Genomic DNA, 21,189 nt, shown 5'->3' with positions numbered 1-21,189 from the left:
CGTTCTATTTGCCTGAATTCACATCGTGGGAGCAGATGGTTCTTGCGGCAGGGAAGCGCCGACAATAGGCCGGAAATTGGCAAAGTCCCAGTCCCTGCCGGGAGCTGCTTCCAACAATTGTCGCGTATAGGCCTGCTGCGGATTGGTCAGAATAGCCGCCGCTGGCCCCTGTTCGACGATCTTGCCATGTTGCATCACCATGACGTCGTCACAGATCTGCGCTGCCACACGCAGATCATGGGTGATGAACAGAATGGCGATGCCCAGACGCTTCTGCACATCGTCCAACAGATCAAGCACCTGCGCCTGGACGGACACGTCGAGTGCGGATACGGCCTCGTCAGCCACCAGCACGTCCGGGTCCATCGCCAGCGCGCGCGCAATGGCGATGCGCTGCCGTTGTCCGCCGGAGAACTGGTGCGGATAGCGCGACACGGCATCGGCCGGCAGATCGACCAATTCGAGCAACTCCCCGGCCCGCTTCAGCGCATCCTTGCGCGGCGTGCCGAAATTGATCGGCCCTTCCGCGATGGTTTCGCCGACCGTCACGCGTGGATTGAGCGAGCGATACGGATCCTGGAAGATCATCTGGATGCGCTTGCGATGCGGCTGCAGCAAACGGCGTGACAGGAACGAGATTTCATGTCCCATCAGCCGGACCGCGCCCGATGTCGGATCGATCAGCCGGACGATGCAGCGCGCGACGGTCGACTTACCCGAACCGCTTTCGCCGACAATACCCAGCGTCCGCCCCTTGCGAAGTGTCAGCGTCACGTCTTGTGCCGCCTTGACCTCACGACCGCCGCCGAACATGGACTTCTCGCGATAGACCATCCCGAGTTCGGTCGTATCCAGCACCACCGGTGCATCGGCTTCCGGACGCGGCGGACGCGGAACGAGACTCGGCACTGAGGACAAGAGATTGCGCGTGTAATCCTGCGCCGGCTTTTCCAGGATCGCTTTGAGCGTCCCGCTTTCGACAATGTGCCCGTGCCGCATCACCGCGACCTGATCGGCAATCTCGGCAACCACGCCCATATCGTGGGTGATGAAGAGCACTGCCGTGCCGTGATCCTTTTGCAGATCGCGGATCAGCGACAGGATCTGCTTTTGCGTCGTCACGTCCAACGCCGTCGTCGGCTCGTCCGCGATGAGCAGCTTGGGTTCCAGGATCAGCGCCATCGCAATCATGATGCGCTGGCGCTGACCGCCGGACAGCCGATGCGGATAGGATGCAAAGATGCGCTCCACATCCGGCAAATGCACCTGCTCCATCATGTCCAGAATGCGGCGCCGCCTCTCCCGCGCACCGAACGAGGTGTGCGTCCGCAGGACTTCATCGATCTGGCGGCCGACGTGGACGACGGGATTCAGCGCCGTCATCGGCTCCTGAAAGATCATCGCCATGGTGGTCGCGCGCAGATGACGCAGACGCCGGTCGCTCGCGGTGAGAATTTCCTCGCCCGCGAGCTTGATACTGCCACCGACGGGAAACAGCGTTTTCTTCGGCAGCAGACCCATCGTGGTCAGAGAGGTGACGGACTTGCCCGATCCGCTTTCACCGACGAGGCAAACCGTCTCGCCGGCGCGCACCTGCAGCGAAATATCGTCGAGAATGCGCCGGCTGCCGGGTTTTTTGCCCAGTGCGACAGCGAGGTTGCGGATATCGAGAGCGACGTCCCCCGTCCCAGACACTTCACTCACTTGCCGCTCTCCCGCTGCTTCATGCGCGGATCGAGCGCATCGCGTGTTGCGTCACCAATCAGGTTGATGGACAGGATGGAAATCGACAACAGCAATCCCGGCCAGAAGATCAGAGACGGTTTGATTTGAAAGTAAGCCCTGCCCTCAGCCATGATGTTGCCCCACGTCGCGATTTCGGGGCTGATGCCTGCGCCAAGGAACGACAGAATGGCTTCGATCAAGATCGCCGACGCGCAGATGTAAGTCCCCTGCACGATCAGCGGCGCGATGGTGTTCGGCATCACATGGCGCCACAGGATTTTCGGCAGGCTCGATCCCATGGCGATGGCCGCCTCCACATAGGGCTCCTCGCGGGCAGAGAGAACCACGGAGCGCACAAGACGGACGACGCGCGGAATCTCCGGAATAACGATTGCAGTCATCACCGTCTTGAGGCTTGCCCCCGACAGCGAGACCACTGCAATCGCAAGCAGGATGCTCGGGATCGCCATCAAACCATCCATGATCCGCATGACGATGGCGTCGACCCATTTGAAGAAGCCGGACACAAGCCCAATCAGCAAGCCGATCGCGATGCTGATGATGGCAGACCCTAAACCAATGACCAGCGAGATCCGGCCGCCGTAGAGAACGCGGGACAGCAGATCCCGGCCATACGCATCCGTGCCGAGCGGGAACGTCTCGCTGGGCGGCTTCAGCCGCAACGCAGGCGCAAGCTGCTGCGGATCATGCGGCGCAAGCCATGGTGCGAAGATCGCTGAAGCAATCACCACTGCCAGACAGATGGCCGCGACGGCAATAATGGGGTTGGACGTCAAATGCTTGAGCTTTGAGCCCGGTTTCCGGGTTTCAAAGGCGATCGCGGACTGTTCAAGGGATTCCATCGCCATCAGTAACGGATCCTCGGATCAAGGATTGTATAGGCGACGTCGATCAGGAGATTGATCGCAACGTAAAGCCCGCTCGTCAAAAGGATCATCGCTTGAATGACGGGATAGTCACGCGCCAACACCGCATCCACCGTCAATCGCCCGATACCCGGTAAATTGAAGACACTCTCCGTCACCACAACACCGGAGATCAAAAGTGCGAATCCGGTGCCGATCACCGTGATGATCGGAACGGCTGCATTCCGCAGCGCGTGCTTCAACAGTACCGCACGCTCCGCGATGCCTTTCGCCCGCGCGGTCCGCACATAGTCTTCGCCGAGCACATCCAGCATTGACGCCCGCGTCATGCGCGCGATCAGCGCGATATAGATGAATGAGAGCGCAAGCGTCGGCAGGATCGCGCGCTCGAAGAACGGCCCAAACCCGCGCGTGATGCTGCGGAAACCCTGCACCGGCACCCATCGCAGATCGATGGCAAAAACCTGAATCAGGACATAGCCGACGACGAACACAGGCACGGAAAATCCGATAACCGAAAGGCCCATCACAAAACGATCGATCCAGGTGCCGTGCTTCCACGCGGCAATGACGCCGAGCGGCACCGCGACGATAATCGCAAGCGTAATCGTCGACAGCGCGATGCTGATCGTCGGCTCGATGCGGTGACTGATCATGGTCATCACGGGGACGTTGGAAATCAGCGAAGCCCCGAAATCGCCATGCAGCACCTTGCCGATCCAAGTGATGAACTGGGTATAGATCGGCTCGTTCAACCCGAGCGAGATGCGTATTTTTTCAAGCTGTTCGGCTGTCGCATTATCGCCGGCGATAATGGCTGCGGGATCTCCTGGTGTCAGACGCAACAACAGGAACACAAACACCGCAACCACGCCCATGACGGGGATGGCTGCAAGTACGCGGCGGACAAGATATCCGAACATTGGACCTCTTCGTTTATTCGCCCACAATAGGAACAGCTATTAGCCAAGGCCAATGAATTTGACTCTGCCCGTCTTCGCTCACCTTAGCACCTGCTCTTAATTTGCGAACTCCGCCAGATTGTGAGCAAAACCCATGCCAGCGCCCCAATTTCGTAGGGCGCAGATGCCAGACATGCGGCGCACAGACCGGCCCGCGGGCCGGTTTGTTGGTTTCCCCTTAATCGGCCAGCTTAATCAAGCGTGGCCAGAAGACCGGCCATCAGGCGGCCACGTTCAACAAGGCTATCGACCTCGATGTGTTCGTTGAGCGTGTGGTAGTCGGCCCCGCGAACACCCAGACTGTCGAGAGTCGGGATTCCCATCGCACCGGTGAAGTTGCCATCGGAACCACCGCCCGAGCTGCCCTGGATCAGGTCGAGACCGAGGGACTTTCCGATCGCACGTGCCTTCTCATAAAGAGCCATGGTGCCGGCGCTCGGCTCCCACACCGGACGCGTCACACCGCGCGTCACGTTGAACGTGACATCGTTGGAGGTACCGGACAGCGCGAGCATGCGCTCGACGCCGCGGTCGAGATCCTCCTGACGCTTCGCCATGCTGAGCGCTTCGCCACGACAAACCGACGACACGCAGTTCACCCATTGTCCGCCGTGAACGATGCCGACGCTGAAGGTGCAATCTTCGCTGGTCATGCCGTCGATGGTCAGGATCTGCCGCGCCATCTCGCGAATGGCCGATCGTCCGGCGGCGAGCGTGGCGCCCGCATGGCTCGGCTTGCCGACCGCTTCCAGATTGAACCGGGCAATCGCATAGCGGCCGGTCGTCACACCGGCGTTCTTGAAGGCAGGTTCGGGGACGAGGACATACTTGTTACGCGCGGCTTCAGCTTCGATAATGTCGCGGGTGCTCGGCGTACCGACTTCTTCATCCGGCGTGAACAGAACGGTAATCGGCAACGGCGTCGCAACCGCGGCCTTTTGCAGTTGGCGAATGGCTTCGAGCGAAATGAAATTGCCGCCCTTCATGTCGAGAATGCCGGGCCCGTAGCACTTGTTGCCCTCGCGGCGCCACGGCAGCTTCTGCAGCGTGCCGACCGGATGCACCGTATCCATATGACCCGCGATCAGAATGCCGGGTTCGCCCTGCCGTGGATGAGGAAACCGCGCGCGGACACACCCGCCGAAGCCCTGGCGACCTGCAATGAATTCGATCGAGGCTCCTGCGATGGCCATGTCGCGTGCTGCAAGTGCGAGCATGCGATCGACGGCAGCGGCATCCCATGTCGGGCTTTCGCATTCGATCCATGGGCGCAGGCCCTGCAACATCGTTTCAACGTCGAACGGGAGTGAAGCGGCATTGATCAAGGGATATTCCTTCCTAGTGTGGCGGTTCAGAAGTCCGCGTCGTTCGTGCAGCGAGTCTGGAATGCGGACTTCTGAACCAAAGCCACACTAGATCAATAATTTGCTAGTGTCCTTCGATTCCGAAGTTCGCAACCGAAGGTGCAGCGAAAATAATGCGAACTTCGGAATCGGGACACTAGCGTTTCTTGTTCTCACCGCATCACGACATGCGGACAACGCATCTGATGCAAGTTCGGCCGTGAAGTCAAAACGAAAACCACGTTGACGGCTCGATCACTTGATGCAACTCTCAAAAATCAACAAGCTCACAAAGGTTTAATTCGTCGAACGACGCCTAATTATCCATCGGAATGCACAAGCAATCATCGCGTGATGATCGGTTTAAAGTCAGGAGAGACATGATGGCGGTTAATTCGCGTGGATGGTCTTCCACAGCGCTGCTCAAACGGGTTCTGCCCGGCGTTCTTCTCGCCGCTGCAGCAGTGCTTCCAACAATGGCGCTGGCCAAGACCAAGACGATCACCGCTGTCATGCACTCCGATCTGCGCGTGATCGATCCGCTCATTACCACGGCGTACATTACGCGTGACCATGGCTATATGGTTTACGACACGCTGCTGGCCACCGACTCCAACTTCAAGATCCAGCCGCAGATGGCGGACTGGAAAGTCTCCGACGACAAACTCACTTATACATTTACGCTTCGCGACGGTCTGAAATGGCATGACGGAAAACCCGTCACCGCGGAAGACTGCGTGGCCTCGCTGAAGCGATGGGGCGCAAGCGACGGCATGGGCCAGAAGCTCATGGACTTCACCGCGAGCCTGGTGGCGACCGATGCGAAGACCATCACGCTCAAGCTCAAGGAGCCCTACGGTCTCGTTCTGGAATCGATCGGCAAGCCATCGTCGCTCGTTCCGTTCATGATGCCGAAGCGTCTCGCAGAAACGCCTAAAGGCCAAGCTATCCCTGAGCAAATCGGCTCCGGTCCATTCAAGTTCGTGCAGTCCGAATTCCAGCCCGGCGTGAAAGCCGTCTATGTCAAGAACACGGACTATGTTCCACGCAAGGAGCCCGCGAACTGGACCTCGGGCGGTAAGGTCGTCAAGGTCGATCGCGTCGAATGGGTGACGATGCCCGATGCGCAAACCGCAATGAACGCGCTGCAGTCCGGCGACATCGACTTCATGGAGCATCCATCTTTCGATCTTCTCCCGATGCTCGAAAATGACAAAGATATCCAGATCAAGGTCCTGAGCGATCTCGGCTACCAGACTCTTGGCCGGATGAATTTCCTTTATCCGCCCTTCGACAATTTGAAGGTGCGGCGGGCGGCCCTGATGGCGATGCGTCAGAAGGACGTGCTCGACGCGCTTGTCGGCAATCCGAAATACTACAAGGTTTGCGGCGCGGTTTTCGGCTGCGGCGGTCCGTTCGAAACTGATGTCGGCTCAGAATCGCTGGTCAAGGGCAACGGGATGGCGGAAGCTAAGAAGCTGTTGGCCGCATCCGGTTACGATGGCACGCCCGTCGTCATCATGGGGCCGACAGACGTCATCACCCTCAAGGCTCAACCGATTGTGGCCGCTCAGTTGCTGCGCGAGGCCGGCTTCAAGGTCGACCTGCAGTCGACCGATTGGCAAACTGTTGTGACCCGTCGCGCGAGCCAGAAGCCACCGAAGGACGGCGGCTGGAATATGTTCTTCACGAACTGGGCCGGACCGGAAATCCTGAATCCGATCGCTCACGTGACCCTCAACGGCAAGGGCAAGAACGGCGGCTGGTTCGGCTGGCCGGAAGACGCCAAAATGGAGCAGATGCGCGATGCGTTTGCCCGTTCGACGTCGCCTGAAGAGCAGAAAAAGCTGGCCGTCGAAATCCAGAAATACACCTACGATCAGGTGTTCTACCTGCCGCTGGGTCAGTACGTCACACCTTCCGCCTGGCGAAAGGAGCTGACTGGCGTGCTGGATGGCCCTGCGACGCCGGTGTTCTGGAACATCGACAAGGCCGACTGATCGCTTCAAAAGCGATAGCTGATACGAAAAACCTCCGGTTGCGGAGAACATGCACATTTCGTAAGCAGGCCCCTCAGCAATGAGGGGCCTGTTTCCGTTTCGGAAGGGCCTGAACGTTCACCCATTGGTCCTGATGTGGGCCCGACTATCGGCGACGGATATGTTCAGCGCTCTATCGAGATACTGCGTGGCTCTCCCGCTTTGCTCCGATGGAGCAATCGCCGCGCTGTTTGCGCAGTCCGTTCTACGGTGCGCCACGTTACAGGTGCGCCATTGACTCAAATCGTGACATTGCCTCCTTCCAACGTGAAGGCGGCTGCCTGGATGTCCGGCTGGCTTCTGTCGATGCTGGTTCTGATGGTTGCCGGCCGCGCGATCACGCGTGAGCTCTCTGTTTTCCAACTTATGGAGATGCGCTCGACTATCGGCCTTGTCATGCTCTACCCGCTGATCCGGTGGAATGGCGGTTTTGCGGCCATGAAGACGGCACGCCCGCTGCTGCATATCAGCCGCAACACGGTGCACTACGCCGCACAGTACGGCTGGTTTCTGGCATTGACGCTCATTCCGCTCGCGCAGGTGGTCGCCATCGAATTCACCATGCCGATCTGGACCGCTCTGCTTGCGGTCTCCTTCATCGGCGAGCGCCTGAATGCGTTCAAGATTCTTGCCATCGCTCTTGGATTGGTCGGCGTGGTGATCATCGTCCAGCCCGGCACCGCACAGGTCAATCCAGGTCAATTGCTGATGCTCGTCGTGGCGGTCGGCTTCGGCGCATCCGTCGTTATGATCAAATCACTGACCCGAACCGACTCCGGTGTCGCCATCACGTTCTGGATGTTGATTATCCAATCGGCTATCGGCCTGCTGCCCGCCCTCTATACGTGGCATTGGCCTTCGGCTCATCTTTGGCCGTGGATCCTCGTGATTGCATTCTTCGGCAGCTATTCACACTATTGCATGGCGCAGGCGATGCGCTTTGCGGATGCCACCGTGGTCGTGCCGATGGATTTCCTGCGCGTTCCGCTGAGCGCGACAGTCGGATGGCTGCTCTACGCAGAGCGGATCGACCTCGCCACCGTCGCTGGTGCAGCGCTCATCCTGACCGGCAACCTGCTCAACCTGAAGAAAACGCGTACGCCTCTAGCGAACGCCAAGGCGTGAAAAATTGAGAGCTTCGGTTCTGATCCGATCAGAACCGAAGCTCCAATGTTATCAGTCGGCGGTCCAGCCGCCGTCCATCACCAGCGACGATCCCGTCATCAATGACGACGCATCGCTGGCAAGGAAGACGATCGCCCCCATCAGATCCTCAACGGTGCCAAGACGCCCGAGCTTGATCTTCGACAGAACGCTTTCCTTGAACGCTACGTTCTCGAAAAACGGCTTTGTCATCGGCGTTTCGATGAAAGTCGGGGCCAGCGTGTTGACGCGGATACCTTTCGGCGCAAGGTCAATCGCCATGGCCTTCGAGAATCCCTCCATCGCCCATTTGGATGCGCAATAGAGCGACCGGTTCACGCCGCCAACGTGCCCCATCTGTGAGGACATATTAATGATCGATCCGGGTTTTCCGGCGGCGATCATCCGCCGGGCGATCGACTGTGCCGCGAAGTAAGCCGCGCGAACGTTGAGGTTCATGACCAGATCGAAATCCTCCACCGGCACGTCGGTGAAGGGATTCGGCTTGTTGGTGCCGGCGTTGTTGAGGAAGATATCGTAAGCTTCGCGTCTGTCGATCGCCGCGCGGAACGCCGCGACGTCAGTGACGTCGAGTGCAAGCGTGTCGGACGAGAAGTTCTTGGCCCGCAAGGCCGCGGACCCTTCCTCAATTTCGTTGGCCGTGCGGGCGCAAAGCGTGACATGCGCCCCCGCCTCCGCCAGCGCCGCCGCGGCGGCGAAACCGATTCCCCGGCCCGCCCCCGTGACAAGAGCGCGCCGCCCGTCGAGCCGGAAGGCCGGCGTTTTCGGTAGCGGCTGTACGCTCATTCTGCGGCGCTCGCGTATGGCACGTTGCGTCCACCATAGCGGCGCACGCGAACGTTGGCCTGCTCGGCATGGCCGGCGAAACCTTCGAGCATGCAGAGCCGCGAGCAGTATTCACCGATCTTGGCGGACGCCTCGTCGGTCAACACGCGCTGATAGGTCACGGTCTTGAGGAACTTGCCGACCCAGAGACCGCCGGTGTAACGCGCCGCCTTGTTGGTCGGCAGCGTGTGGTTGGTGCCGATGACCTTGTCGCCGTAAGCGACGTTTGTACGCGGTCCGAGGAACAATGCACCGTAGTTGGTCATGTTCTTCAAGAAGTAATCCGGATCGCGGGTCATGACCTGCACGTGCTCGGAGGCAATGCGGTCGGCTTCCTTCACCATCTCCTCTTCGGAATCGCAGACGATGACTTCGCCGTAATCTTCCCACGCCTTGGCGGCGGTCGCACCGGTCGGCAGGATCTTCAGCAACCGCTCGATCTCGGCCATGGTGTCGCGCGCGAGCTTCTCGGAGTTGGTCAGCAGGATTGCCGGAGAGTTGGCGCCGTGTTCAGCCTGCCCCAGCAGATCCGTCGCACACATTTCGCCGTCCACGGTCTCGTCCGCGATCACCAGCGTTTCGGTCGGTCCTGCGAACAGGTCGATACCGACGCGGCCATAGAGCTGACGCTTGGCTTCAGCGACGAAGGCATTGCCCGGGCCGACAAGCATGTCGACCGGCGCGATCGTCTCGGTGCCGAGCGCCATCGCGCCGACCGCCTGGATGCCGCCGAGACAGTAGATCACGTCGGCACCGGCAAGATGCTGGGCGGCGACGATGGCCGGGGCCGCCTTGCCCTGGAACGGAGGTGCACAGGTGATGATGCGTGGAACACCCGCCACCTTCGCGGTGATCACCGACATATGCGCCGACGCGAGCAGCGGATACTTGCCGCCCGGGACGTAGCAGCCGACGGAGTTGACCGGAATGTTCTTGTGGCCGAGCACGACGCCCGGCAGCGTCTCAACCTCGATGTCCTTCATGGACTCGCGCTGGTGCTGCGCGAAGTTACGCACCTGCTCCTGCGCGAACTTGATGTCGTCGATGTTCCGCTGCGAGAGCTGGGACACGCAGTCCTTGATCTCGGCGTCGGTGAGCCGATAGTCCTTGCGGTCCCACTGGTCGAACTTGACCGAGAGTTCGCGCACCACGGCATCGCCGCGCTTTTCAATGTCGGCAAGAATGCCTTCCACTGTGTTGCGGACTTTGGTGTCGTCCTCGGCCCGCTGTGCGGCGTCGCGGCCGCGCTTCAGAAATTTCGCCATTGTTGTTGTTCTCCGCGATTACTTGATGGCCTGAGGATTGATCGGCGAACCGGCAGCACCCGGCAGGTGCAGCGGCGGAGCCGTAAAGAAGAATTCGTAGACCTTATCCTGGGCGCAGTCTTCGGCGAGCTCCTTAAGGTAGAAGATTTCACCCATTGAGATGCCGATTGCAGGAATTACGACCCAGTGCCATGGCTGGTTGGCTTCGTTGGTTTCGTTCGGACGAACTTCGCAGCCCCAAGTGTCCGAGCAGATCGCGGCGATGTCGTGTTCGCGGATCCAGTAGCAGGTCTCGAAGCCGAGACCCGGCGCATCGCCGCCGGCATACCCGCTCCAGTCCTTCTTCTTCAGGCAACGCTCCTGATGGCCGGTGCGGACGATGACGAAGTCGCCCTTGCGGATTTCGACGCCCTGCTGCTTGGCGCAGGCATCGAGGTCGGCATTGGTGATCGCGTAACCGTCATCGAGCGACTCGACGCCCTTGAAGCGTGCGATGTCCAAGAGGACACCGCGGCCGGCCATCTTGTTGCGGACGTGCTCGATACCGAGCTTCTTGGCGCCGCGCGCATCGACCAGCTTCGCGTCGTAGCCATTATACATCTTGTCGTCGAGGAAGATATGGCAGAGCGCGTCCCATTGGGTCGATGCCTGGCAAGGCATGTTGATCGCATCATCCGCGTAACGCAGATATGGCGATGGAACGTCCTGGTTGCCGGCTGCGGCGTCGGTGCCGGTCGCCAGCATGGTGTGGATCGGATTCCAGCGGCCGCCGAACAGACCGGACTGGATCGGCTGCTTCAGATCGAGGCCGAGGGCGAACACCTTGCCCTTCTTGATCAGCTTACCAGCGTTGATGACGTCTTCCGGCGACACATTGTTGAGCGTTCCGATCTGGTCATCCGCGCCCCAGCGTCCCCAGTTGGAGAGCTTCTTGGCGGCCTCATAGATTGCAGCTCTGTCGACTTTCATTTTCGATCCTTCTGTATTTATCGAACGATAACTTAAACGGCGCAAGGCGGCGCTAGTGTGGCGGTTCAGAAGTCCGCATCATTCCTGCGGCGAGTCTGGCATGCGGACTTCTGAACCCAAGCCACACTAGATTAATAACCGCTAGTGTCCTTCGATTCCGAAGTTCGCAAACGAAACTGATGCGAAACGAGGCGAACTTCGGAATCGGGACACTAACCGCCCCTTTTTATCAGACCGAGCAGTAGCGCTCCTTGACTTCCTCGTCGGCAAGCAACGCGGTCGCGGTGTCATGGTGAACGATAGAGCCCTGATCCAGCACATAGGCGCGGTCGGCGATACCGAGCGCCAATTCGACGTTCTGTTCCACCAGAAGAATGGTCGTGCCCTGCGACTTCATCTTGCGGAACAGCTCGAACATTTCATCGACAAGCACCGGCATGATGCCTTCCGACGGTTCGTCGAGCATGATGAGGCTTGGCTTCGCGATCGTGGCGCGTGCAATAGCCAGCATCTGTTGCTCGCCGCCGGACATCGTGACCGCTTCCTGATCGAGACGCTCCTTCAGGCGCGGGAAGATTTCCGCGATCTCATCGATCAACCGGGCTTCGTTCTTCTTGTCAGGCGAAGCGACAAGACCGAGGCGCAGGTTCTCGCGCACGGTCAGTCCCTGTACGATGCGGCGCTCTTCGGGCACGTATGCAAGTCCGAGACCAAAGCGAATGTGGGCGGGCTGGCCCAGCACCTGCTGTCCTTTGAACTCCACCTTCCCGCTCGTCTTGTCGAGCAGGCCGATGATGGAGCGCAATGTCGTGGTCTTGCCGGCACCGTTGCGGCCGATCAGACAGACGATCTCGCCCTGTTTGACTTCGAAGCTGATGTCCTGGAGCACATGGCTGGCACCGTACCAGGCATTGAGGTTTTCGACGCGCAACATTGCTTCAATGCTCCCGCTGGCCAAGATAGACGCGCTTGACCTGGTCGTTCTGACGTACTTCGGCCGGTGTACCTTGCGCAAGCAATTCCCCGTGATGAAGAACCAGGATGCGATCACTGATTCCCATCACCAGTTTCATTTTGTGCTCCACCAGAATGACGGTCCGCTCCTTTGCGAGCTTGACGATGAGATCCATCATCACGCGCGTCTCTTCGGGGCTCATGCCCGCCGTCGGCTCATCCAGCAGCAACAGCCGAGGGTTGGCGGCCAGCGCCATCCCGATTTCCAATGCACGCTGTTCGCCGTGCGCCAGTTCCTTGGCGAGCCGTTCGCGCCGATCCCAAAGACCGACCAGCGCAAGCAGTTCGTCGGCCTTCTCGACCAGCCCGGGTAACTTCGCGCGCGGGCGCCACATGTCGAAGCGCGAGACAAACGCCTGCAGACCGACGCGGACGTTTTCCCGCGTCGTCAGAAGCGGAAAGACGTTCGTGATCTGGAACGACTTGGCGATGCCCATATGCGCGAACTGATGCTGTGGGACGTTGGTCACGTCACGCCCTTCGAATTCGACCCTTCCGGCTGACGGAGCAAAGGCACCCGACAACACGTTGAAATAGGTGCTCTTGCCGGCACCGTTCGGGCCAATGATCGAGGTGATCGCTCCACGGTTGAACTCCGCGGAGACGTTGGACAGAGCCTTGAACTTGCCGAACGACTTGCTCACGCCGTTGGTTCGCAGGATCACCTGCGAGGACTGATTTGCCGAGGCCGTCATTGCTTCATCCGCTTCAAAATGGTTCCCCAGATTCCGGCTGGGAAGAACAGGACGCAGATCACGAAGATCGCGCCGACGATCAACTGCCAATGCACGGTCCACAGCGAGACCAGGTTTTCCAAAAGCAGGTACACCGCAGCGCCGACGAACGGACCGAAGAACGTGCCCATGCCACCCAACAGTGACATCATCACGGCCATACCCGACGTCTCGTAGTGCATGATCTCGATTGGAACGATGGAGAGGTGCAAGGCCGCCAGAGCGCCCGCAAGACCGCAGAATGCGCCTGACAGAATGAAGGTCACGAGACGGGTCAACGTCACATTGTAACCTGACGCTCGTGCCCTCGCCTCGTTTTCGCGCACAGCCTCGATCACGGCGCCGAATGGCGACGCCAGAATGCGCGACAGCACGAAGAAGGCGAGAATGACGAATGCCGCGACGACATAATAACGTGTCATCGGGTCGATAAAGTCGAACTTCAGCCCGAATATGTTGATGTCGCGCACGTTGATGCCGCGCAGGCCGTTTTCACCGCCGGTCCAGTCCACCGCTTGGTAGAACAAGTAGTAAACGCACTGCGAAAGCGCCATCGTCACCATGGCGAAGTAAATGCCGCGGGTGCGAATGGCCAGGCCACCGATGACTGCGGCCATCACGATGCCACCGAGAACACCGATGACGATAGCCAGGTACCATGGCAGCGCGAAGTGCACGATCGCGATGCCGCAGAGATACGCCCCCGTTCCGAACAGAGCCGCGTGCCCAAACGACAGCAGGCCCAGATAACCGAACAGCAGATTGAAGCCGAGCGCATAGAGCCCATAGATCAGGATGTTCACCGCCAAGGCGGTGAATGGCATGATCAGCGGAAAGATCAGCACAAAAATGCTGGCCAGCAGCGAGCGGTGGCGCTTGGCGAACTCGAACCAGTTGGCCTGCGCGGCGCCGGGCTGCGTCAAAGTCTGAGAGACGTCGTTCATTGTCAGATACTCGCCTCAGCTCATCAGGCCGGCGCGGCCGAAAAAGCCTTGCGGACGAATGAGGAGAACAATTGCCATCAAGGCAAAGATTGAAACCTTGGCCATTTCCGGTGCGAAGAGCGAGGTCATGCTGACGACCACGCCCACCAGAAGGCCTGCGATCACCGCACCACCGATCGAACCCATGCCGCCAACCACGGTGACGACGAAGGCTTCAGCCAAAATGGTCGATCCCATCTCCGGAATAACACCCTGCAGCGGCGCCGCGAGCAGTCCCGCCAATCCCGCGATGCCGGTGCCAATTCCGAAAACGAACAGCCAGACCCGCGAAACGTTAACGCCCAGCACGCGCACGATCTGCGGATCGCGGGCGCCGGCGCGGATGATGAGGCCGAAGCTGGTGCGCTCAAGGAACAGCCAGAGCCCGAGAAGCACCGCCACCGCCACGCCGATGACGAACAAGCGATAAAGCGGGAAATAACCGATGCCGATATTGACGGCACCTTGCAGCAATTCCGGAGTATCGAACGGATAACCGGTCTTGCCGAATGCGATACGTACAAGCTCCACCATCACGTAGCTGAGACCGAACGTCAGCAGCAAAGGATAGTCGATCCCCCGTCCATACAACGGCCGGATCAGGAATCGTTCGACCACGAGGCCGATGGTGCCGACGATCAGCGGAACGCCGACGAGACAGAGCCAGAAATTACCTCCCATAGAAAGGAGGAAAAGGCCGACGTAAGCTCCGACCATATAAAACGCACCGTGTGCGAAGTTCACCACGGTCAACATGCCGAAGATCAGCGACAAGCCGATCGCAAACAGCACGTAGATCGCACCAAGCGCCACCCCCGTGAACAGCTGCAGTGCAATAAGATCAAAACTCAGGCCGGCCATAGATATCTCCAAATGGAACGCGCGTCCGCAAGGGACGCGCGTTTTTCAGCTTTAGGCTTTGTGACCCAGCTCTTCGCACGAACGCAGATTGGCGTCGTTCGGAGCTTCGGTCTCGATAACGTTGAACACGTCGGCATCGCCCTTTTGCGGGGTCGCCTTCGACTCGATGATGAGGACGGACTGCACCGACTGGTGATCGCATTTGCGATAGTACTGCGGGCCCTTGTAGTAGTCGTACTTCAGGGCTTCCACCGCTTCGATCACCTTGTCCGCGTCGAGGCTGCCGGCCGCCTTCGCGCCTTCCAGCAGCGTCCGCACGCCACCGTAGCCGAGTGCACCGTAGTCCGACGGAACCTTGCCGTTGTGCATCTTGCGGAAGCGGTCGTTGAACGCCTTCGCCGAGGCCACCTTGTCTTCCATCCCCCAATAGTACGAGGTACCGCCGATGACGCCATCGAACGCCTGCGCGCCGGCTGCGATGCGGCCGGTGTAGAGCAGGATCGGCGCGACGATCTTCATCGACTTCTTCATGCCGAAGTCGGTGGCCTGCTTCAGCGCGATCTGCTGGTCGCGGCCGAAGTTGCTGATGCAGAGAATGTCCGGCTTGAGTGCCTGGATGCGCGGCAACAGCGCCGAGAAGTCAGTCATGCCGAGCGGGTGACGGATGTCGACCAGCGTTTCTACGCCGAAGGCCTTGCCTGCCGCCTGGAAGCCGCGGACCATTTCGTGGCCGTAGGCGTAGTCAGCGGTGAGGAACGCAACCTTCTTGCCGAACTTCGGGAAAGCGTAGCGGCCAACCGCGCCTGCGGTGAGGTGCGGGTTGAGCGCTTCATGGAAGGTGTAGCGGCTGAAGTCCGAAGCTTCGTTGATGGTGTCGGACTGGCTGATCGAATTGAAAATGACCTTGCGCTCTTTGGTGATGTTGTTCACCGCGAGCTGCACGGCGGCCGAGAGGCTGCCGACGACGAAGCTGACCTTTTCCTTTTCGATCAGTTCAAGCGTGCGGGTCGCGGCTTCGCCCGGATTGAGCTTGTCGTCGCGGACGAGCAGCTCAGCCTTGCGGCCCTTCAAACCGCCGTTTTCGTTGAATTCGGCAATCGCGACTTCCGCAGCGCGCACCTGATCCTGCGCTTCGGTGCCGTATGGGCCCGTCAGCGGAACAGGGAAACCAACCTTGATGGTGGCTTCCTGCGCCTGAAGCAGATTGATGCGGAACGGCGATGCCGCAAGGACAGCACCGGCGCTGGCGGTCGTCAGCAGGCGGCGGCGCGAGATAAGCTTAGAACCGTTTCTTTTAGTCATACATCTTCCTCCGTAAGTGATCGCTTGTTGTCCTGTGAAACTTCGCTCAGATGCGCCCGAGCGCAGTTAGAATGACCCGTGGTGTCAACGGGATTTCCGTGATTTCGACGCCGAATGGCGATAGCGCATCGTTGACGCCGTTGGTCACCACCGCAGCAGCGCCAGCCGTCCCCGCCTCTCCAGCTCCCTTCGCACCTAACTCTGATTCGAGCGTAGGGGAAATGACATGGCCCACCGCGATATCCGGCATCTCGCCGGCCATCGGCACCAGGTAATCCGCCATGTTGGCGTTGGTCAGCTGCCCGCGCTCGTCGTAAATGCAGTGTTCATAGAGCGCGGCGCCCAATCCCTGTACCACGCCGCCGCGGATTTGTTCATCCACGAGCTGTGGGTTGATGACTGTGCCGCAATCTTCCACCACCCAATGCTTGAGCAACTTGACGAAGCCCGACTGCACATCAACTTCGAGCCATGAGGCCTGAATACCGTTGGTGAAAGCGAATCCGTAGTCACGCGGCACATAGTGACGCGTCGCCATCATTTCAGGTTGGAAACCGGGCGGCAGCGTGTCGGGCCTGAAGTAAACGATCCGCGCCAGTTCGTTCAATTCGATGCGCTGCTGGCCACCCTCGAGATCGACGACAGAGTTGTCGACGATGTCCAGTGCTTCGGGCTTCGATTGCAGGATAGCCGCGGCCACATCGAGAATGTTTCTGCGCAAAACCTTGGCGGCCTGCAGCGCCGCTTCACCGCCGATGCCCGCGCCGCGCGAGGCCCAGGTGCCGCCGCCGTAAGGTGTGTTGTCGGTATCGCCCAGGATAACGCGCACACGCTCCATCGAGACGCCGAGTACGCTGCCGACGATCTGTGCCGTCAGCGATTCCGAACCCTGGCCCTGCTCGGTGAGGCTGGTCTGGCAAATGACGCGGCCGGTGGAATCCATCCGGACTGCAACGCCATCCTGTGACGAAATCCGCGCGCCACCGACACCGTAGAATGCAGCGCTCGGATTGGTCACTTCGATGAAGCTGGCAATTCCGATCCCGCGATAGATGCCGCGCTTGCGCAATTCCGCCTGCTCGGCGCGCAGCGCGCCGTAATCCATCATGGATATCAGCTTGTCGAGAGATGCGTGATGTGAGAGCGCCTCGAATTTCAAACCTGACGGCGAACCGCAGGGATAGGCATCGTCGCGGATCAAATTGCGGCGGCGAATTTCGATCGGGTCCATGCCGATCCGCCGCGCGGCCAGATCCACCAGCCCTTCGGTGACCGAACAGGCGATCGGATGACCGACGGCGCGATACTGACACGTGACGTTCTTGTTCTGGAACACAACGCGGGTGCGGGCGCGATAGTTCGGCGTCGTATATTGACCGCCCACCAGATTGACGACCTGATTGGCCTCGATCGCGCTGGTGCGCGGATACATCGAATACGGACCGATACCGGTCAGGTCATCGATCTCGAATGCGTTGATCGTGCCATCCTTGCTGACGCCGATGCGGCCCTTGCAGACGTGATCGCGCGCATGGATGTCGGTGTTGAAGCTCTCAACGCGGTCCGCAACGAACTTGATGGGACGGCGCAGCAATTTCGACAGCGCGCAGGTCGCCATTTCGTCGGCATAGATATGGACCTTGATGCCGAACGATCCGCCGACATCCTTACAGAGCACTCGAACCTGAGCTTCGTCGAGCTCCAGATGCTTGGCAACGAGGTTCTGCACCATGTGCGGCGCCTGGGTGCCGAGATAGACCGTCAGGCGCCCGTTGCCGGGATTCCAATCCGCAAGCACGGCGCGCGGTTCGAGCGTCACGCCAGTGTGGCGACCGAAGACGAACTCCGTTTCGATCACCTCGTCCGAATCCGCGAACGCCTGATCGACGGCGCCTGCATCGAGGCTGCGCTCGAAGGCGAGATTGTCGCCAAGACCGTCATGGATCACCGGCGTCTCGGGATCGAGCGCGGTGCGCATGTCCGTGACCGGCGCGAGTTCTTCGTAATCGACGATGACCCGTTCAGCCGCGTCTTCAGCCAGCGCACGGGTTGTCGCGATGATGGCGGCCACCGCCTCACCCTGCCAGCACGCACGATCGATGGCGATGGCGTGCTGCGGCGCGGACTTCAGTCCCTTCAGATGCGACAGGACACCAACCCACGGTGAGATCACCTTGGCGAGTTCCGCGCCGGTCACCACCGCGATGACGCCCGGCATCGCCTTTGCTTCAGTCGCGTCGATGCCGAGGATCTTCGCATGCGCATAGGGAGAACGCAGATAAACGACATGCGCCATCCGCGGAAGCACCAAGTCGGTTACGTATTCACCACGTCCCTGTGTCAGCCGCTCGAGATTGGGCCGGGGAACCGTCTTGCCGATGTAGGAATTCGGACGGTCCAAGACTGACAGGCCCGGTGTGCGATCGGAATTGCTCATCGCCGCAACTCCTTTCTCGCCTTCGCCGTCGCTTCCACAGCGTCGACAATCGCATGATAGCCGGTGCAGCGGCAGTAGTTGCCCGACAGATGCTCGCGAATCTGGTCGCGATCCGCATCGAGGTCCTGCGCCAGGATATCCTGCGCCGCCATCAACATCCCGGGTGTGCAGTAGCCGCACTGCAGCGCGTTGCGCTCTCGAAACGCCGCCTGAAGGTCTGCAATCTCGCCGCTGTCGGACAAACCTTCGATGGTCTCCACGGTGGCGTTCTCAGTCTGCACGGCCAGCAACAGGCAGGCGCGCACGATGTCGCCGTTGACGCGGACGGTACACGCGCCGCACACGCCGTGTTCGCAACCGACATGGGTGCCCGTGAGACTCAACTGCTCGCGCAGGAAATCCGCAAGATTGAGCCGTGGAAGCACATGCGTATCCACGCGCTCGCCGTTCACCGTGAGCGAGATCGCCACCGGAGCTGTCATGCGGCCGTTCCCGCATTGAGTTCCGGACGGCCCAGCAGATCGGCAACGCATCGCGCCATCAGCTGACGTGCAAGATAACGGCGCATGCCGGCGGTTGCTTGCTGATCCTCCTGCGGATCAAGCTCGTCATCGAGTGCAGACTGCGCTTCCGCCAGCACGGCGGCCGTGACCGGCTTGCCGATGAGATGCTTTGACGCTGTCGCCAACAACGGCTTCTCGCCAACTGCAAAGAAGCCGAGGCGAAGCTCGGCAAATTGATCTCCATCAAGGACGGCGGCTGCCGCGAGGCCAACCATGGCGTAATCGCCTTTTCGCCGTGCGTATTCATGAAAGAAGTGCGCGGAGTGCGGCCGTTTCACTGGCAACTCGACTGCGACCAGCAGCTCACCGGGCGCAAGAACCGTCTCGTAAATCCCGGTGAAGAAATCCGTTGCAGGGATGCGCCGCTCGCCGGATTGGCCCTGAACCACGATCGTTGCATCGAGCGCGATGGCGCAGGCGGGCATTTCGGAAGCAGGATCGGCGTGCGCCAGATTTCCGCCGAGCGTGCCCTTGTTGCGAATAGCCGGATGCGCGACATGCGCCATCGCCTCGTTCAGAAGCGGCGCATGCTGAGCAATCTCGGACGATTTGAGGATGTCGACGTGGCGCGTCAGCGCGCCGATCCGCAGGATCTGGCCGGCGACCGAGACACCCCGCAATTCCGGGATCGCACCGATATCGACAATCCAGGCAGGGGAAGAGAGCCGCAGGTTCAATGCCGGCATCAGGCTCTGCCCGCCGGACAGAACCTTCGCGTCATCGCCATACTGTGCAAGCAAGTTCAAAGCGTCGGTCACGCTCGATGCACGCGTATAGCTGAAAGCCGCAGCTTTCATTCCGGCAGGCCTCCCTCGCCTCGTTTTCACTCTCAGGGCTTCGGCGCGGATTAGACGGTGCCGGCCTCAAAAGGTCAAGCTTGTTTATCGAACGATTATTTCGTGTTTCGGCTCCAAGCGCCAACACGATGAATGAATCACGAATGACAAATGAACGCTTTGCCGCATTGCCCGCACCGCGCAACTCGCAGGGATTCAAAGCAAATTATCCGCATGATTGCTCTGCGACAAATTACCAATTTGAAATTTGTCGCACTGCAACATGAAAAGAGACCCATCGGTCTTTTTTTTAAAGACCCTACTTTCGGGCCATGCCAGATGCACCAAAGCGCTCGCGAAAGATCCGTTGCGCCTGCTCCGCTTCGGTTTTCAGGATGTCGGCAAAGAGCGCTGCGGCCGGCGACATCACCTTGCGCGCGGGTTCAATCAAAACGAACTCGGAAAAGAAAGGCGGATCTTCCAGCGGCCTGACGTCGAACTCACCACTGTCGAAGTCAGACACCATCATCAGGAACGGAAGAATGGCAACCCAATCGCTCGCTGCGACAAATTGCAGCGTGCCCATCATGGCGTCGAGCTCCAGCCTTTGCGCGACGGTGACGCCGTTGGTGGCGAAGTAGGTCTCGATGTTGCGGCGGCGTGTGTTCTGGAGGCCCGGAAGCACCACCTTCAGCGGCCCGGCTTCAGCCAACCGCACCGGCGTTAAGTCCTGGCGGCTTCGCCTGCCCTTCCTGGCACGGACAAGCATCTCCCGATCCCGCGCGAGAAGACGGTGCGATATGCCGACCGCGCCCTCGAAAGCGGGTACCACCGCAAAGTCCAGGTCCCCTTTCAGGATCATGTCGGTGAGAACACCGGAGTAGGCCTCGGTGACGCTGATCTCCGACCCCGGCGCGGAATTGAGAAACCTGTCCAAAGCCGACGCCAGGATCGACCGGGTAAAGGTCGGCATCAGGCCGACCCGGATAGCACCGTGAATCCGATTGACGGCGACGCTTTGGTGCGCGGCTTCGAGTTTCTTCAGCACCTCGACGCATTCACGATAATAGGTCTTGCCCGCCAGTGTCGGCTCGACGTCTCTCCCATTGCGCTCGAACAGCAGCACCGCGAGTTCGGACTCCAGCTGCTTGATGTGCTGGGAGATCCCGGACTGCGTCGCCCCTTCCCGCGCGGCCGCGGCGGTGAACGAGCCCTCCTCATACACGGCGACGAACGAATTGATCTGGCGCAGCGAGACCATTTTTCCCATCAACTTTTATAATGCGAACAAGTAGGAATAATCATTTTTCTAATAGCTCACAATCGCTAGTCTTGGGGCA

18 protein-coding genes are annotated in these 21,189 nt (G+C 59.9%); 2 read left to right on the top strand and 16 right to left on the bottom strand.

All coding sequences use genetic code 11. The features are described from left to right. Positions 1 to 18: 18 nt before the first annotated feature. From ACP0KA_RS17295 to ACP0KA_RS17280, 4 genes are all read right to left on the bottom strand, one after another. On the bottom strand, positions 19 to 1,695 hold the full coding sequence (locus ACP0KA_RS17295) for an ABC transporter ATP-binding protein (protein WP_424631643.1): 1,677 nt from the start codon (positions 1,693 to 1,695) through the stop codon (positions 19 to 21). Between the two features lie 5 nt (positions 1,696 to 1,700). Beyond that, complete coding sequence (locus tag ACP0KA_RS17290; protein ID WP_424631642.1) at positions 1,701 to 2,588, bottom strand: ABC transporter permease; 888 nt, start codon at positions 2,586 to 2,588, stop codon at positions 1,701 to 1,703. Positions 2,589 to 2,593: 5 nt separating this feature from the next. Continuing rightward, the gene (locus ACP0KA_RS17285) at positions 2,594 to 3,535 is read right to left on the bottom strand and encodes an ABC transporter permease (protein ID WP_424629963.1); all 942 of its coding nucleotides are present in this window, start codon (positions 3,533 to 3,535) and stop codon (positions 2,594 to 2,596) included. A 230-nt stretch (positions 3,536 to 3,765) separates the two neighbouring features. Then, positions 3,766 to 4,896, bottom strand: coding sequence for a M20/M25/M40 family metallo-hydrolase (locus ACP0KA_RS17280; protein WP_424631641.1), 1,131 nt, complete (start codon positions 4,894 to 4,896; stop codon positions 3,766 to 3,768). A gap of 497 nt (positions 4,897 to 5,393) precedes the next feature. On the opposite strand from ACP0KA_RS17280, the gene ACP0KA_RS17275 reads away from it, so the two are divergent. Continuing rightward, positions 5,394 to 6,917 (top strand): ABC transporter substrate-binding protein, encoded by a 1,524-nt coding sequence (locus ACP0KA_RS17275; RefSeq protein WP_424631640.1) that lies wholly within the window; start codon positions 5,394 to 5,396, stop codon positions 6,915 to 6,917. A 285-nt stretch (positions 6,918 to 7,202) separates the two neighbouring features. Next, positions 7,203 to 8,081 carry a DMT family transporter gene (locus ACP0KA_RS17270; protein ID WP_424629962.1) on the top strand — a complete coding sequence of 293 codons (879 nt, stop codon included), beginning with the start codon at positions 7,203 to 7,205 and terminating at the stop codon, positions 8,079 to 8,081. Positions 8,082 to 8,132: 51 nt separating this feature from the next. Here the strand turns inward: ACP0KA_RS17270 and ACP0KA_RS17265 are convergent, their stop codons facing one another. The 12 genes from ACP0KA_RS17265 to ACP0KA_RS17210 all read right to left on the bottom strand — a co-directional run bounded on the left by ACP0KA_RS17265 (position 8,133) and on the right by ACP0KA_RS17210 (position 21,110). After that, on the bottom strand, positions 8,133 to 8,906 hold the full coding sequence (locus ACP0KA_RS17265; protein WP_424629961.1) for an SDR family NAD(P)-dependent oxidoreductase: 774 nt from the start codon (positions 8,904 to 8,906) through the stop codon (positions 8,133 to 8,135). Continuing rightward, entirely contained in the window at positions 8,903 to 10,210 is a 1,308-nt protein-coding gene (gene hisD / locus ACP0KA_RS17260; protein WP_424629960.1) for a histidinol dehydrogenase, read from the bottom strand. The genes ACP0KA_RS17265 and hisD overlap by 4 nt, the downstream gene beginning before the upstream one ends. An 18-nt stretch (positions 10,211 to 10,228) precedes the next feature. Then, complete coding sequence (locus ACP0KA_RS17255; RefSeq protein ID WP_424629959.1) at positions 10,229 to 11,179, bottom strand: cyclase family protein; 951 nt, start codon at positions 11,177 to 11,179, stop codon at positions 10,229 to 10,231. Positions 11,180 to 11,408: 229 nt separating this feature from the next. Continuing rightward, positions 11,409 to 12,113 (bottom strand): ABC transporter ATP-binding protein, encoded by a 705-nt coding sequence (locus ACP0KA_RS17250; protein WP_424629958.1) that lies wholly within the window; start codon positions 12,111 to 12,113, stop codon positions 11,409 to 11,411. A gap of 4 nt (positions 12,114 to 12,117) precedes the next feature. Then, positions 12,118 to 12,888: an ABC transporter ATP-binding protein gene (locus ACP0KA_RS17245; RefSeq protein WP_424629957.1), complete on the bottom strand. Its 771-nt coding sequence runs from the start codon at positions 12,886 to 12,888 to the stop codon at positions 12,118 to 12,120. Continuing rightward, positions 12,885 to 13,871 (bottom strand): branched-chain amino acid ABC transporter permease, encoded by a 987-nt coding sequence (locus ACP0KA_RS17240; protein WP_424629956.1) that lies wholly within the window; start codon positions 13,869 to 13,871, stop codon positions 12,885 to 12,887. The genes ACP0KA_RS17245 and ACP0KA_RS17240 overlap by 4 nt, the downstream gene beginning before the upstream one ends. 15 nt (positions 13,872 to 13,886) lie before the next feature. Next, positions 13,887 to 14,771: a branched-chain amino acid ABC transporter permease gene (locus ACP0KA_RS17235; protein ID WP_424629955.1), complete on the bottom strand. Its 885-nt coding sequence runs from the start codon at positions 14,769 to 14,771 to the stop codon at positions 13,887 to 13,889. A gap of 51 nt (positions 14,772 to 14,822) precedes the next feature. Beyond that, positions 14,823 to 16,073: an ABC transporter substrate-binding protein gene (locus ACP0KA_RS17230; RefSeq protein ID WP_424629954.1), complete on the bottom strand. Its 1,251-nt coding sequence runs from the start codon at positions 16,071 to 16,073 to the stop codon at positions 14,823 to 14,825. Positions 16,074 to 16,119: 46 nt separating this feature from the next. Then, a complete protein-coding gene (locus tag ACP0KA_RS17225) occupies positions 16,120 to 18,510 on the bottom strand; it encodes a xanthine dehydrogenase family protein molybdopterin-binding subunit (RefSeq protein WP_424629953.1) in 2,391 nt (796 codons plus the stop codon). Continuing rightward, positions 18,507 to 18,992 (bottom strand): (2Fe-2S)-binding protein, encoded by a 486-nt coding sequence (locus ACP0KA_RS17220; protein WP_424629952.1) that lies wholly within the window; start codon positions 18,990 to 18,992, stop codon positions 18,507 to 18,509. The genes ACP0KA_RS17225 and ACP0KA_RS17220 overlap by 4 nt, the downstream gene beginning before the upstream one ends. Then, positions 18,989 to 19,870: an FAD binding domain-containing protein gene (locus tag ACP0KA_RS17215; protein ID WP_424629951.1), complete on the bottom strand. Its 882-nt coding sequence runs from the start codon at positions 19,868 to 19,870 to the stop codon at positions 18,989 to 18,991. Before ACP0KA_RS17215 ends, ACP0KA_RS17220 begins: the two co-directional genes overlap by 4 nt. Before the next feature lie 298 nt (positions 19,871 to 20,168). Then, the gene (locus ACP0KA_RS17210; protein ID WP_424629950.1) at positions 20,169 to 21,110 is read right to left on the bottom strand and encodes a LysR family transcriptional regulator; all 942 of its coding nucleotides are present in this window, start codon (positions 21,108 to 21,110) and stop codon (positions 20,169 to 20,171) included. Positions 21,111 to 21,189: the final 79 nt, after the last annotated feature.

Source organism: Bradyrhizobium sp. SYSU BS000235, from assembly GCF_049747295.1.
GTDB lineage: Bacteria > Pseudomonadota > Alphaproteobacteria > Rhizobiales > Xanthobacteraceae > Afipia.
Note: the sequence above shows the minus strand (reverse complement) of the source record. Positions and strands in the feature narration are given on the sequence as shown.

Bases quoted from the DNA above. Each gene is read 5' to 3' on its own strand.
- ACP0KA_RS17215 (WP_424629951.1), bottom strand. From the start codon at position 19,870: ATGAAAGCTGCGGCTTTCAGCTATACGCGTGCATCGAGCGTGACCGAC.
- ACP0KA_RS17235 (WP_424629955.1), bottom strand. From the start codon at position 14,771: ATGGCCGGCCTGAGTTTTGATCTTATTGCACTGCAGCTGTTCACGGGG.
- ACP0KA_RS17265 (WP_424629961.1), bottom strand. From the start codon at position 8,906: ATGAGCGTACAGCCGCTACCGAAAACGCCGGCCTTCCGGCTCGACGGG.
- ACP0KA_RS17230 (WP_424629954.1), bottom strand. From the start codon at position 16,073: ATGACTAAAAGAAACGGTTCTAAGCTTATCTCGCGCCGCCGCCTGCTG.
- hisD (WP_424629960.1), bottom strand. From the start codon at position 10,210: ATGGCGAAATTTCTGAAGCGCGGCCGCGACGCCGCACAGCGGGCCGAG.
- ACP0KA_RS17285 (WP_424629963.1), bottom strand. From the start codon at position 3,535: ATGTTCGGATATCTTGTCCGCCGCGTACTTGCAGCCATCCCCGTCATG.
- ACP0KA_RS17240 (WP_424629956.1), bottom strand. From the start codon at position 13,871: ATGAACGACGTCTCTCAGACTTTGACGCAGCCCGGCGCCGCGCAGGCC.
- ACP0KA_RS17255 (WP_424629959.1), bottom strand. From the start codon at position 11,179: ATGAAAGTCGACAGAGCTGCAATCTATGAGGCCGCCAAGAAGCTCTCC.
- ACP0KA_RS17250 (WP_424629958.1), bottom strand. From the start codon at position 12,113: ATGTTGCGCGTCGAAAACCTCAATGCCTGGTACGGTGCCAGCCATGTG.
- ACP0KA_RS17275 (WP_424631640.1), top strand. From the start codon at position 5,394: ATGGCGCTGGCCAAGACCAAGACGATCACCGCTGTCATGCACTCCGAT.
- ACP0KA_RS17290 (WP_424631642.1), bottom strand. From the start codon at position 2,588: ATGGAATCCCTTGAACAGTCCGCGATCGCCTTTGAAACCCGGAAACCG.
- ACP0KA_RS17210 (WP_424629950.1), bottom strand. From the start codon at position 21,110: ATGGTCTCGCTGCGCCAGATCAATTCGTTCGTCGCCGTGTATGAGGAG.
- ACP0KA_RS17245 (WP_424629957.1), bottom strand. From the start codon at position 12,888: ATGACGGCCTCGGCAAATCAGTCCTCGCAGGTGATCCTGCGAACCAAC.
- ACP0KA_RS17220 (WP_424629952.1), bottom strand. From the start codon at position 18,992: ATGACAGCTCCGGTGGCGATCTCGCTCACGGTGAACGGCGAGCGCGTG.
- ACP0KA_RS17225 (WP_424629953.1), bottom strand. From the start codon at position 18,510: ATGAGCAATTCCGATCGCACACCGGGCCTGTCAGTCTTGGACCGTCCG.